The following is a 13327-nucleotide window of genomic DNA, read 5'->3' as shown; positions in this document are numbered from 1 at the left end:
GATATAAACTGGCAGCAGGCATGCACTAGGAGGAGCAAAAATGGAAGAAGCGGTAGTTTCCAAAAATTTTATTGAACAGATAATTGAGAAAGATTTAGAAGAAGGATATTACGATACGGTTCGGACACGTTTTCCGCCGGAGCCGAATGGATATCTTCATATAGGACATGCAAAGTCTATTTTATTGAACTATGGATTGGCACAAAAGTACAACGGACAGTTTAATATGAGATTTGATGATACCAATCCGACCAAGGAAAAGACGGAGTTTGTGGAGTCAATCAAGGCGGATATCATGTGGCTTGGGGCAGACTGGGAGGACAGGCTGTTTTTTGCGTCCAACTATTTTGACCAGATGTATGAAGCGGCTGTCAAGCTGATTAAAAAGGGAAAAGCCTATGTCTGCGATTTGACACCGGAGGAAATCAGAGAATATAGAGGAACACTTACCGCACCGGGAAAGGACAGCCCATACAGAAATCGTTCAGTGGAAGAGAACCTAGAGCTGTTTGAGGGGATGAAGAATGATAAGTATGCCGATGGAGAAAGGGTATTGAGGGCCAAAATCGATATGGCTTCTCCGAACATCAACATGCGTGATCCGATTCTTTACCGCGTTGCCCATATGTCACATCACAATACAGGAGATAAATGGTGCATTTATCCGATGTATGATTTTGCACATCCGATTGAGGATGCCATCGAGGGAATTACCCATTCTATCTGTACACTGGAATTTGAAGATCACAGACCTTTATATGACTGGGTTGTCAGAGAATTAGAATACAAGAATCCGCCAAAACAGATTGAGTTTGCGAAGCTCTACCTGACCAATGTTGTGACAGGCAAAAGATACATTAAAAAGCTTGTTGAGGATGGAATTGTGGATGGCTGGGATGACCCGCGCCTTGTTTCGATTGCGGCACTTAGAAGAAGAGGTTTCACACCGGAATCAATCAAAATGTTTGTAGATTTATGCGGCATTTCCAAGGCAAACAGCTCTGTGGACTATGCAATGTTAGAGTATTGCGTGAGAGAGGATTTGAAGCTGAAAAAGCCTAGAATGATGGCAGTTTTAGACCCGATTAAGCTTATTATTGATAATTATCCGGAAGATCAGATTGAATATTTTGATGTTGCTAACAACATGGAAAATGAGGCACTCGGAACAAGAAAAGTTCCGTTTGGAAGAGAGCTGTATATCGAGAGAGAAGATTTCATGGAGGAACCTCCGAAGAAATATTTCAGACTGTTCCCAGGAAATGAAGTGCGTTTGATGAATGCATATTTTGTCAAATGTGAAAGCTTTGTCAAGGATAGCGAGGGCAATATCACAGAGGTACATTGCACGTATGACCCTGAGACGAGAAGCGGTTCCGGCTTTGAAGGCAGAAAGGTAAAGGGAACCATTCACTGGGTATCAGCGACTCAGGCAGTAAACTGTGAAGTGCGCTTATATGAGAATATCGTAGATGAGGAAGCAGGAGTTTACAACGAAGACGGAAGTATTAACGTAAATCCGAATTCGCTTACTATATTAAAAAATTGTTATGTAGAACCAAGTTTTGAAGGTGCAAAGGCTTATGACAGCTACCAATTTGTAAGAAATGGTTTTTTCTGTATCGATGCAAAAGATTCGACTCCGGAAAATTTAGTGTTTAATAGAATTGTGTCTTTGAAGAGTTCATTCAAAATTAATTAAGAGGAGGACAAAAGAATGGCAAATTTATTGTCAGGTTTGGCTAAGTTTGGTTTAGGGGATTTAGAGGACGAGAAGCTTTTTGAAGAAGAAAAAAAGCCGGAGGCAGGTAAACAACGTACAGCAGCAAAAGAGGTAACCGAAGAGGATTTGCTTTTTGATAAGACTCATCATTGCCCTGTTTGTGATAAGGATTTTAAATCCAAGACTGTTCGTACCGGTAAGGCAAGACTCGTGGGAACCGACTTTGATTTAAGAGCGAGATATCAGGGAATTGACCCGTTGAAATATGATATCGTATCCTGCTCACACTGCGGATATACGGCTGTGACAAGATATTTTAATGCAATCACAGGAGCACAGTCAGCTCTAATCAGAGAAAAAATCAGTAGAAACTTTAAGTCAACAGGTGAGGAAGAGGGCGTTATCAATTATGAGGAAGCAATTGAAATGCACAAGCTTGCACTTGTAAATGCCATTGTAAAAAAATGCAGAGCAAGTGAAAAGGCATATATCTGTTTGAAAATAAGCTGGTTGTTACGTGCTCAGAGAGAAGAGTTGGATGAAACGCTTCCAAACTACAAGGAACTTTCAGAGCAGTTATTGGCAGAGGAAGATGAATTCATCAAGAATGCTTATGAAGGCTTTATGGGAGCTGTAGCCAAGGAAGAATTCCCGATGTGCGGTATGGATGAGTCTACCATGGATTACTTATTAGCCGCACTGGCATATGAGAGCAAGCAGTATGATATGGCATCCAGAATGGTATCCAACGTTATCACGTCCAGAATTGCAAAGAACAACCTAAAGGATAAGGCGCGTGATTTGAAGGATATGATTTTAAAGAAAAAGGCAGAATAACTGTCACGAGCAGTGTTCTATGTAAGGAAAGCAAGATTATTTTGCTTTCCTTATTTGTAACTGTTCAGAGCCAAGTAAATTTGATAAAGAGTATGTGTAGAATGCTCGCATTCCTAAGCATACTCTTTATCAAATTTATTTGGCGGATACGTCACATCTCGAAAACACGTAGTGTTTTCGAGATGTGGCTCTGAACGATAATAAGGAGATGCTTTGATGTATGCGAGGAGGAAGCCATGTACGAATTGATGATTGAATTAAACGGAAAGGGACAAAAGCCCTTGTATGAACAGATATATGATTACATCAAGACGGAGATCCAGACAGGAGCTTTGCCCTTTAATGCCAAGCTGCCCTCCACAAGACTGTTGGCAAAAAATCTTCAAATAAGCAGGAGCACTGTGGATTTGGCATATGAGCAGCTTGTCTCGGAAGGATATATTCAGTCTGTACCGTGCAAGGGTTATTTTGTATGTCAAATAGAAGGTCTGTATCAAATAAGCAACAAGAAGGATACAGACGATTATGCGATGCCGGAAAAGTCTGCGTCAGAGTTTGATTTTTCTCCGAACGGAATTGATTTGGAGAATTTTCCTTATAATACATGGAGAAAAATTACGAAAAATGCATTGCTGGAGGACAACAGAGAACTGTTTCAGCTAGGTTTTCCGCTTGGTGAGCCAAATTTAAGAGAAACGATAAGCACCTATCTTCATCAGGCGCGCGGGGTGAACTGTCTGGCGAGTCAGGTTATTCTGGGAGCCGGAAATGACTATTTGCTTATGATTTTAAGCCAGATACTTGGTAAGAATCATGTAATTGCGATGGAAAATCCCACCTATAAGCAGGCGTATAAGACTTTTTTAAATCTAAATTACAAAGTCAACAGCATTGCGGTGGATAAGGACGGGATGAGCGTGAAAGAACTGGAACAGTCGGATTCCAATATTGCCTATGTAATGCCCTCGCACCAGTTTCCGCTTGGAATTGTCATGCCGATTAAGCGCAGAATGGAGCTTTTAAACTGGGCACTCAAGGAAGAGAAGCGCTATATTATTGAGGACGACTACGACAGTGAATTCCGCTACAAAGGAAAACCGATTCCGTGCCTGCAAGGCTATGATCCGAATGACAAGGTGATTTATATTGGAACCTTTTCCAAATCGATAGCACCTGCCATCCGTGTAAGCTACATGGTGCTTCCCAAGGCATTGATGCAGAGTTATTATGAAAAAGGTTTTTATGCCTCCACTGTATCGCGAATTGACCAAACAATAGTTGACCATTTTATCAATGAGGGCTATTATGAGCGCCATTTAAATAAAATGCGTGCAATATACAAGGTAAAGCATGATATTTTGCTGAATGAATTGAAAACTATGAAAAATATTGTGGGTATCTCGGGAGAAAATGCAGGTGTTCATATTTTGGTTCATTTCCCGAAGAAGATAAAAGAAGAAACGCTCATAGAAAAAGCGAAAGCGCAGGGCGTGAAGGTATATGGCTTGTCTGACTATTATATTTCAGACGGCAAAATTGGAAATACTGCTCTGTTTGAGGACGTCACAACCATTATATTAGGCTATGCCAGTATAACGGAAGAAGAGATAGAGGAAGCGGTAAGACGTGTAAAAGAGGCATGGAAAGAAGTGTGAGCAAAGCTCACACTTTTTATTATCATAGGAATTTATACATATGTTTAAAGAGCCTTTTATTCAGCGCCTGCTGCCTTCACAGTCTCTTCTTCATTTGCTGGGGAAGCTTCTTCTTGTACGTTTTCTGCCGCAGCGTTTTCTGATGGGCTTTCAGCTTCTTTGTCTAAATTAAGAGATACATACTCCCTTTTTATAGTTTTTTCTTCGTTTTCTGCAGGAAGCGGGAAGTCAAAATCCTCATCATCGTCAAAGTCGTCATCTAAGTCATCGAAATCATCATCATAGAACTCAGAATTACTTTTATGTTTGAAGTAAGCGATTCCAGCAGCAATAGCGGCACCTGCAATAGCTGTGAAAGCTAATAATTTACCTATTTTTTTGTTTGCCATGGTTATATCTCCTTTCATAAGTGCTACTTTCTATTGTAATCCATTTTTTTGAAAAAAGAAAGCTATTTTTCCTTTCTTGTAAATATAATTCACTTGTAATATAATTGCTTCATAACATGTCGTACGTGCGTATCTAGGAGGCGAAAATGGCTGTCATCGCGGATAAAATAATTTTGTTTTTAATATGCTGCTTTTCCTTGGCTTTTATACCTGTTAATACTGATACTGTAATCAGCATATTGATTGCAATTTCTATCAGCGCCCTGTGCTACTATTTTAAATCATCTAAGGTGACCTCTTTCTTATTTATTTTATATGGTACCTTTTGTATCGCTAATCCACTTTTTTGCATTTTTCTTCCGCTGCTTCTTTATGATGTTACCTTTTTTCAGTTAAAATATCTGGCGGCAGCGGCATTTTTTATATTGATTCCCTACTGGTCTGGCAATGACGTTTTTCATATCGGAATTAATGTACTGGGTATTGTGCTTGCCGTCATTATGCAGTATCGGACAAAGCGGCATACAAAGCTTCAAGAGGAGTATAAACGGCTTCGGGATACCAGTCAGGAATTAAATTTGTACCTGAGCAATAAAAATAAAATGCTGATTGAAAACCAGGATTATGAGATTCATCTGGCTATGCTGAAAGAGCGAAACCGCATTGCGAGGGAAATTCATGATAATGTGGGACATATGCTTTCAAGATCTCTTTTGCAGGTAGGCGCCCTGCTGGCAGTCTGCAAGGATGAGATGCTGTCCGAGAGCTTATTGTCTCTAAAGGATACACTTAATATGGCGATGAACAGCATCAGGGAAAGCGTCCATGGTTTGCATGAGGACTCCATTGATTTGCAGGCGAGTATAAAGAGTCTGACGGAGGAGTTTCCTGATTATAAAATAAAGTTTGACTACGATATGTCAGGCTTTGTACCAAAGGAGATAAAATATTGCTTTATCATGATTATAAAGGAAGCATTGACCAACACCGCCAAGCATAGCGATGCGGACAGGATTGATATCGGGGTGAGGGAGCATCCGGTTTTTTATCAGTTGCTTATCAAGGATAACGGAAGCGGCAAGACAAAGAAAAAAGAGGGCGGAATGGGATTGGAAAATATGAACGCAAGAGTGATGAGCCTGAACGGAAATATCTCAATGGAAGAGGACGCTAAAGGTTTTAAAATATTTGTCTCAATACCGAAAACGAAAGAAAAACAGGAGGGGTAAAAGGGTGAAGGTTGTAATTGTAGATGATGATAAGCTTGTGACGCTGTCACTAAAAACTATATTGGAGTCAGGCGGCGAAGTGGAAGTGCTGGAGATGGGAAAAAACGGTGCCGAAGCAATTGAGCTGTTTGAAAAGCATAAGCCGGATGTACTTTTGATGGATATCCGCATGGACACTATGACGGGAATTGAGGCGGCGAAAGAAATCATTAAAAAGCATAGAGAAGCGAAGATTTTGTTTTTGACTACCTTTTTGGACGACGAATATATTATTCAGGCATTGCATATCGGCGCAAAGGGCTACATATTAAAACAGGATTTTGAGAGTATACTCCCGGCGGTCAAGGCAGTTTTCAGCGGGCAAAGTGTATTTGGAAATGAAATTGTATTAAAAATTCCGAATTTATTAAACAGTTCCCCCAAAAAAGACTATTCTGTTTTTGGCATATCCGACAAGGAATATGAAATCATTCAGGCAGTTGCGAGAGGGCTGAGCAATAAGGAGATAGCCGAGGAACTCTTCTTAAGCGAGGGAACGGTTCGAAACTATCTAAGCAATATATTGGATAAACTTAATTTAAGAGACCGGACACAGCTTGCAGTGTTTTATTATCAGAATCAAAAACACTTCTGATAATGCTCCAAAACTTCGTTTTGTCGCTAAACTATAGGGTAAAACCAAATACTCGCTTCGCTCGTGCTTGGTTTTCTTCCGATAGTTTATATTATCAGAATTAAATTTTGCAGTAAGATTTCAGGGAGTGTCGCACTAACATGACAGTGCGACACTCCCTGAAAATGGTTATATGCATTCAGTATATGAATATAGGAGGGAACAATTTATTACATTTGTCACATAAATCAGTGATTGCGTTCACTTACCCTGCAAGCGCAAACGTATTATGATAGAGATACAAGAAACCAAAAGGGATTTAAGATGAGGAGGATTTCAATGGCAGCACCGGTAATAAAAATAGAAAATTTGGTAAAACGATACAGTGAACTTGTAGCACTCGACCATTTCAGTCTGGAGATTGAGGAGGGCGAAATATTTGGACTTCTTGGGCCAAACGGCTCAGGAAAAACTACGGCAATCAACTGCATTTTGGCATTGCTGAGCTTTGATAAGGGAAGCATTGAGGTGTTTGGCGAAAAAATGGAGCCGAATAAATATAATTTAAAGCGTGATATCGGAATTGTGTTTCAGAATGTAGCTGTTTTTAATGAATTAACCGTATATGAGAACATTGACTATTTCTGCGGACTGTACGTCAGTGATAAAAAGAAAAGAAGAGAATATGTGGAGGAGGCAATTGAATTTGTAGGGCTTGCAGACTTTCGCAAATTTTATCCGAAAAAGCTCTCGGGAGGATTGCTTCGAAGGCTCAATATCGCCTGCGGAATTGCCCATAAGCCCAAGCTGATTATTCTGGACGAACCGACGGTTGCCGTTGATCCCCAGAGTCGAAATAAAATATTGGAGGGTATCATGGAGCTGAATCGGCAGGGAGCCACAATTATTTATACCTCTCACTATATGGATGAGGTAGAGCAGATTTGCAGCAGAATTGCAATTATGGATAAGGGAAAAAATTTGGCAATCGGGACAAAGGAAGAACTGAAATTGATGATTAAGACAGGTGAGACCATCAATATAGAAGTACTTTCACTGGAGGAAAAGCACCTGGAGGAAATCAGGCAGATTAACCATGTGTATCAGGTTGATTATGTGGAAAACAAGCTGCATATCAAATGCAGCAGAGGAAAACATAATTTAATCCGCATTCTGGATTATATGCAGGAAAATCAAATTCCGTTCGGAAGGGTTTACGCAGAGCTTCCTACGTTAAACGACGTATTTTTAGAAATTACCGGAAAAGAGTTGAGGGACTAGGCGGCGTATAAATAGAAAGAGGAGGATATTATGTTTATTCAATTAGTAAAATATAGATTATTAAAATTATTTCGCACAAAAGATGAATTATTTTGGTGTCTGGCATTTCCCCTTATTCTCGGAACGCTGTTTTATATCAGTTTTGGGAATATTACGCAGAAGGATGAGGCGTTTCAAACCATTGATATCGCGTATATTACGGCGGAGGGGGCAGACGAAGAGTTTGGTAAGATTATAAACGAACTTGAAAAAGAAGGTGACACACCGCTTATTCATATTATGACGGAGGAGGAAGAGGAAGCCAAGGAGCTGCTTTTCCAAAAGGAAATAGCGGGCATCATCTACAATGGAAAGGAAATTACTCTGACGGTAAATGGAGAGGGGCTAAATGAAAGCATACTAAGCAGCTTTTTAAATAAGTATGGACAGACAAAAGAGACAATTACAAACATTGCAATGACTTCACCGGATAAGCTGGAGAGAGCAATAGAGCTTGTGACTGCGGATGTTAGTGTAGTAAAGGAAACAAGCTTCACAGACCATGTAAGTGACCCAATGATGTCATACTTTTATGCATTGATTGCTATGAGCTGTCTATATGGCTGTTTTTCAGGAATGAGCACTGCGATTGATTTGAAAGCAAATTTATCTGCACTTGGCGCAAGGAGGATTTCTTCTCCGGAAAATAAGATGAAAATGATTTTAGGAGACTTTACGGCTCTTATTATCGGACAGTTTTTATGCACGCTGGTGACTGTTTTTTATTTGATCTATGTGCTGAAAGTTGACATCGGATACAATATGCCTTATTTAATCCTAACGGTTCTTGTAGGGGGAATTATCGGTATTGCAACCGGAACATTTATCGGAAGTGTAGGAAAAGGCTCGATGGGAGGGAAAATGGCTGTCATGCTGAGCGTAACCATGACGGAATGTTTTTTGAGCGGACTTATGATGGGAAATATGAAGGATATTGTAGAGCAGAATGCTCCTATCATAAATCGTATCAATCCTGCGGCACTTATTGTGGATGCTCTTTACAGTCTGGACATTTACAACACCTATGACCGTTATCGACAAAATATTATCAGCATGCTTGTCATAGCAGCAATTTTGTGTGTTGGAAGCTTTTTGGCAATTAGGAGGGAACGTTATGCAAGTATTTAAAGCATTTATGAAAATATTTAGACAGACATTACCGGGGCTGTCAATGTATGTTATTATATTTCTTGCACTTTCCTTTTTCCTGTCAAGCGCCGGAAGTAAAACAGAGGTTAGTGAATTTTCAAAAAGCAAGGAGAGTATTGCCGTTATAAATGAAGATACAGGCAGACTCGGCGGCGAGCTGAAAACTTATCTTGGCACGATACACAATGTAAAGGACCTTGGAAATGATGAAGAGGTTTTGCAGGATGCCCTGTACTATCGAAATGTGAAATATATTTTATTTATCCCGAAGGATTTTACAAGTAAAATCGCAGCAGGGGAAATCAAGGAATTATGTGAAACGGTAAAGCTGCCTGCCTCCTATAGCGGTATGTATATTGATCTTCAGGTAGAGCAGTATATCAATACTCTTGCAGCCTATGCTGGGGCAGGGATAGATGAGAAGGAAGCAGCTATGCTTACCCAAGATGATTTGTCTTATGAAAGTAAAATTAATTTCCTAAATGAAGGGACCAGTGTGGAAAAAACGCCGGAATATTTCTATTTCCGATATTTGGCATATATTTTTATTTGTGTTGTTATTATGGGGCTTGGACCTATTTTTATGGTCTTTCACACAAAAGAAATTGATGACAGAAATTTATGCTCTGCCCTGCCTCTTAGGAAAAGAAATGCGCAGATAATATTGGGAAGTTTTATGGTAGTATTTCTTATCTTCCTACTGTTTATGATTATGGCATTTACCTTGTATGGAAAGTATATAGATTTTGGCAAGGCGCTGGTATATATCGAAAATTGTATTGTTTTTCTTCTTATTGCAACAGGCTTAGGCTATATGGTCAGTATTTTTACCTCTAACCAGAATGTACTGAATATGGTAACCAATGTTTTAGGGCTTGGTATGAGCTTTCTTGGAGGAATTTTTGTATCAAGAGAACTTCTGGGAGATACGATAGTAAGCTTTTCAAGGTTCCTGCCGACATATTGGTATATCAACGCAATAGAGAAAATACAAGATGGGATTAACAATCCGTCCGTGATGAATGAAATTCAAAAGAGCATTGGCATACAGTTACTTTTTGCCGTGGCGATATTCGCCATTGCGTTAGCGGGAACTAAATTGAAGGCGGAGGGTAAAAAATAAGAATAAAAATCTTGACAAAAGGAAAACTCTAAACTATGATAGAAGCTATATAAGAAAAGGTTTTGAGAAAGAGGAGTAGGTTGACGGACTTACAAGAGAGAATGACCCATCGGCTGGAAGGTTGTTTTAAGAGAAGTTTTCCGAAGGTAGCTTTTGAACCGGGCGGCTGAACATTGTAGTAAGCAGTCACGCGTTATCTGCGTTACAGGATAAGAGAGATATACGAAGAAAAGTATATGAATTAAGGTGGTACCACGGTTATTACGTCCTTTGCGAATGCAAAGGGCGTTTTTTATATGACTGGATACCAGGGTCAAAAGGTCATGTGTTTCATGCTTGCATGAAAACACATGATGTTGGGACCCGCAAAACATGAGAAAGTAGCCCGAACAGGGCGGATTTCGAATGTTTTTAGGATTGTGAGAGCACGAAGTGCGTAACAATCCGTAGGTATCCGCACCTCGCGGAGTGGAAGTGGTTGCTTTGCAACCCGCTCGGGCGCAACGTGTGAGCAAGCTCACACGTTTTTAGGATTGTGGGAGCACGAAGTGCGTAACAATCCGTAGGTATCCGGCGAAAAATACAGAAACACCTTGATACACACCAATAACTTACACAGGAAAGGAAATAATTATGGAGAGAAATATCGAAAAGACATACGACCCACAGGGGATTGAGAGCAAGTTATATAAGAACTGGATGGATAAGAAATATTTTCACGCAGAGGTAGACAGGAGCAAGAAGCCGTTTACGATTGTGATGCCGCCTCCGAATATCACAGGTAAGCTTCATATGGGGCATGCCTTGGACAATGCCATGCAGGATATTTTAATTCGTTACAAGAGAATGCAGGGATACAATGCGCTTTGGATTCCGGGAACGGATCATGCGGCGATTTCCACAGAGGTAAAGGTGACAAACCAGCTCAAGGAAGAGGGCATTGACAAGAAAGAGCTTGGAAGAGAAGGCTTTTTAAAGAGAACATGGGAATGGAAGGAAGAGTACGGCGGAACGATTACCTCCCAGCTCAAGAAAATCGGTTCCTCCTGCGATTGGGACAGAGAGCGTTTTACAATGGACGAGGGCTGTTCAAAGGCAGTGGAAGAGGTATTTATAAAGCTGTATGAGGAAGGCTATATTTATCAGGGTGCAAGAATTATTAACTGGTGTCCGGTATGTAAGACGACGATTTCCGATGCAGAGGTAGAGCATGAGGAGCAGGCAGGACATTTCTGGCACATCAAATATCCGGTTGCAGGAAGCGACGAGTTTGTAATTGTGGCGACAACGAGGCCGGAAACGATGCTTGGTGATACCGCTTTAGCTGTAAATCCAAAGGATAAAAGATATCAGAATATCATCGGAAAGAAGGTAATTCTTCCGTTATTAAATAAAGAAATTCCAGTCATAGCAGATGAATATGTAGATATGGAGTTTGGTACAGGTGTTGTAAAGATTACACCGGCACACGACCCAAATGACTTTGAAGTAGGAAAAAGACACGATCTTCCTCAGATTAATATTTTAAATGATGACGCTACCATCAACGAAAATGGCGGCAAATATGCAGGAATGGACCGTTATGAGGCGAGAAAGCTCATGGTAAGCGAATTAAAGGAACAGGGCTTGCTTGAAAAAATTGAGGATCATTCTCATAATGTTGGAACACATGACAGATGTAAGACGACCGTAGAGCCGTTAATTAAGCAGCAATGGTTTGTGAAAATGGAAGATCTTGCAAAGCCTGCAATTGAAGCATTAAAGACCGGAGATTTGGAGTTTGTACCGGAGCGTTTTGACAAGACTTACTTAAACTGGCTCGAAAACATAAGAGACTGGTGTATTTCCAGACAGATTTGGTGGGGACATAGAATCCCGGCTTACTACTGCGACAGCTGCCACGAGGTGATTGTGTCAAGAGAGATGCCGGATATCTGTCCAAAATGCGGCGCCACACATTTTTCACAGGATGAGGATACACTGGATACATGGTTTAGTTCCGCATTATGGCCGTTCTCAACACTTGGCTGGCCGGAAAACACAGAGGAGCTTGACTATTTTTATCCGACGAGCGTACTTGTTACCGGATATGATATCATTTTCTTCTGGGTTATTCGAATGGTATTTTCAGGCTATGCCCACACAGGAAAATCTCCATTTGATACCGTATTGATTCACGGATTAATCAGAGACTCACAGGGGCGTAAGATGAGTAAATCTCTCGGAAACGGAATTGATCCGCTGGAGGTAATTGACAAATATGGTGCAGATGCACTTCGATTTACACTCGTGACAGGAAATGCACCTGGAAACGATATGCGTTTTTACTGGGAGAGAGTGGAGTCGAGCCGTAACTTTGCCAACAAGGTTTGGAATGCGTCCCGCTTTATCATGATGAATATGGACAGCACGAAGATGGAGGACGTTGATTTATCGACTTTAACCGGTGCCGATAAGTGGATTCTATCAAAGGCAAATAAGCTGGCACTTGATGTAACTGCCAACATGGAACGCTTTGAGCTTGGTATCGCGGTACAAAAGCTGTATGATTTTATTTGGGAAGAATTTTGTGATTGGTATATTGAAATGGTGAAGCCAAGGTTATATAATGAAGAAGATGAGACAAATAAGGCGGCACTTTGGACCCTTCGTACGGTTCTCATTCAGTCCTTAAAGCTTCTGCACCCATATATGCCGTTTATCACGGAGGAAATCTTTGTTACCATTCAGGACGAAGAAGAATCTATCATGATTTCTTCCTGGCCGGAATACAAAGAGGAATGGAACTTTGAGACGGAGGAAAATGAGGTTGAAATTATAAAGACAGCCGTAAGAGGTATCCGAAATATCCGTGCGGAGATGAATGTTGCACCGAGCAAGAAGGCAAAGGTTTATGTGGTTTCTGAAAACGAGGAACTGAAAGCGGTTTTTGAGAAAGGCAAGGTATTCTTTGCATTCCTCGGCTATGCCAGTGAGGTAGTTGTTCAGAGCGATAAAACAGGCATCAGCGAAGATGCGGTATCTACTGTGATTCCGGAGGCGGTGATTTATATGCCGTTTGCAGAGCTGGTAGACATTGAAAAAGAAGTGGAGCGTCTGAAAAAGGAAGAAGAGCGTCTTGGAAAAGAGCTTGCAAGAGTAAACGGTATGCTTAGCAACGAGCGTTTTGTGAGCAAGGCACCGGAAGAAAAAATTAATGAAGAAAAAGAAAAACTGATAAAATATACCCAGATGATGGAGCAGGTTAAGCTGCGTTTAGAGCAGCTTGCAAAATAAGCGTTTAGCTTGT

At 40.6% G+C, this 13327-nt stretch carries 10 protein-coding genes and 1 other annotated feature; of the genes, 9 read left to right on the top strand and 1 reads right to left on the bottom strand.

The window, feature by feature from the left end:
- Nucleotides 1-40: 40 nt before the first annotated feature.
- From CTY48_RS11810 to pdxR, 3 genes are all read left to right on the top strand, one after another.
- Nucleotides 41-1702, top strand: coding sequence for a glutamine--tRNA ligase/YqeY domain fusion protein (locus tag CTY48_RS11810; RefSeq protein WP_099468686.1), 1662 nt, complete (start codon nucleotides 41-43; stop codon nucleotides 1700-1702).
- 15 nt (nucleotides 1703-1717) lie between these two features.
- Entirely contained in the window at nucleotides 1718-2560 is an 843-nt protein-coding gene (locus CTY48_RS11805; RefSeq protein ID WP_099468685.1) for a DUF2225 domain-containing protein, read from the top strand.
- A gap of 236 nt (nucleotides 2561-2796) precedes the next feature.
- Entirely contained in the window at nucleotides 2797-4215 is a 1419-nt protein-coding gene (gene pdxR / locus CTY48_RS11800) for a MocR-like pyridoxine biosynthesis transcription factor PdxR (RefSeq protein WP_099468684.1), read from the top strand.
- Nucleotides 4216-4271: 56 nt separating this feature from the next.
- Here the strand turns inward: pdxR and CTY48_RS11795 are convergent, their stop codons facing one another.
- The gene (locus tag CTY48_RS11795; RefSeq protein WP_099468683.1) at nucleotides 4272-4604 is read right to left on the bottom strand and encodes a hypothetical protein; all 333 of its coding nucleotides are present in this window, start codon (nucleotides 4602-4604) and stop codon (nucleotides 4272-4274) included.
- Between the two features lie 146 nt (nucleotides 4605-4750).
- On the opposite strand from CTY48_RS11795, the gene CTY48_RS11790 reads away from it, so the two are divergent.
- From CTY48_RS11790 to CTY48_RS11765, 6 genes are all read left to right on the top strand, one after another.
- Nucleotides 4751-5833, top strand: a complete 1083-nt coding sequence (locus CTY48_RS11790) for a sensor histidine kinase (RefSeq protein WP_099468682.1) — start codon at nucleotides 4751-4753, stop codon at nucleotides 5831-5833.
- 4 nt (nucleotides 5834-5837) lie between these two features.
- Complete coding sequence (locus CTY48_RS11785; protein WP_099468681.1) at nucleotides 5838-6467, top strand: response regulator transcription factor; 630 nt, start codon at nucleotides 5838-5840, stop codon at nucleotides 6465-6467.
- 318 nt (nucleotides 6468-6785) lie between these two features.
- Nucleotides 6786-7727 carry an ABC transporter ATP-binding protein gene (locus CTY48_RS11780; protein ID WP_099468680.1) on the top strand — a complete coding sequence of 314 codons (942 nt, stop codon included), beginning with the start codon at nucleotides 6786-6788 and terminating at the stop codon, nucleotides 7725-7727.
- Nucleotides 7728-7757: 30 nt separating this feature from the next.
- Nucleotides 7758-8894 carry an ABC transporter permease gene (locus CTY48_RS11775; RefSeq protein ID WP_099468679.1) on the top strand — a complete coding sequence of 379 codons (1137 nt, stop codon included), beginning with the start codon at nucleotides 7758-7760 and terminating at the stop codon, nucleotides 8892-8894.
- Entirely contained in the window at nucleotides 8881-10038 is a 1158-nt protein-coding gene (locus CTY48_RS11770) for an ABC transporter permease (RefSeq protein ID WP_099468678.1), read from the top strand. The genes CTY48_RS11775 and CTY48_RS11770 overlap by 14 nt, the downstream gene beginning before the upstream one ends.
- A gap of 53 nt (nucleotides 10039-10091) precedes the next feature.
- Nucleotides 10092-10312, top strand: a binding site (T-box leader).
- Nucleotides 10313-10671: 359 nt separating this feature from the next.
- Nucleotides 10672-13314, top strand: a complete 2643-nt coding sequence (locus CTY48_RS11765) for a valine--tRNA ligase (RefSeq protein ID WP_099468677.1) — start codon at nucleotides 10672-10674, stop codon at nucleotides 13312-13314.
- The last annotated feature ends 13 nt before the right edge of the window (nucleotides 13315-13327 follow it).

Source organism: Konateibacter massiliensis (genome assembly GCF_900184995.1).
GTDB lineage: Bacteria > Bacillota > Clostridia > Lachnospirales > Lachnospiraceae > Lachnotalea > Lachnotalea massiliensis.
This window is presented reverse-complemented; position numbering and strand designations above follow the sequence as displayed.